This is a genomic window from Bartonella sp. AC130YNZD, assembly GCF_042196865.1.
GTDB lineage: Bacteria > Pseudomonadota > Alphaproteobacteria > Rhizobiales > Rhizobiaceae > Bartonella.
The window spans coordinates 1-549 of the sequence record NZ_JBHIQZ010000189.1 but is presented as its reverse complement, the minus strand read 5'-3'; the positions used below and the strand labels follow the sequence as shown (position 1 = coordinate 549).

Genomic DNA, 549 nt, shown 5'->3' with positions numbered 1-549 from the left:
CAAGACTTGTTAGTCCTCTCATTAAAAGCGGATCTGATCTCATGATTTTGGTGAGCGTTCCAGAGAGTTTGAGAGGCGGATAGCCTCTCATTAAAAAATAAAGTTTATAAATAAAAACTATTTTTATTTGCCAATCTCCTGAAATTACTTTATTGGTAAGCGAATGTTTTAATCGTATACGCAGCGATTAATAAGGGATTAAAAGCCTTAAAGTTTGAACATAAAAATTAGCCCACTTTGTGGGTTTCCCGGGATTCCGGGAGCTTTTGCTATGTCCAGGTGCTTTAAGCACTAAAAGCAAAAAGCTGATTCAAACTTCAGTACTTTTAACTCCCGGAATACCAATGCGAGGGCGCTCGCACCCGGTCGGGGGGAATTTAAAGTGCAAAAGAAAACTCCACATTTTAATGATATTTCTGTAGGCAAAAGAATTCGTCATAAACGCATTTCAATGGGAATTTCTCAGACAGAGTTAGGAAACAAATTAGGAGTAAGCTTCCAACAAATCCAAAAATATGAAAAAGGCTCAAATCGTGTAGGAGCTGGACG

At 38.3% G+C, this 549-nt stretch carries 1 protein-coding gene; it reads left to right on the top strand.

The genetic code is table 11. The features are described 5' to 3' along the window. Positions 1 to 451 precede the first annotated feature (451 nt). Positions 452 to 549: helix-turn-helix domain-containing protein (locus ACFINU_RS10390; protein ID WP_375667744.1), on the top strand; the 98-nt coding region annotated here is incomplete at its 3' end.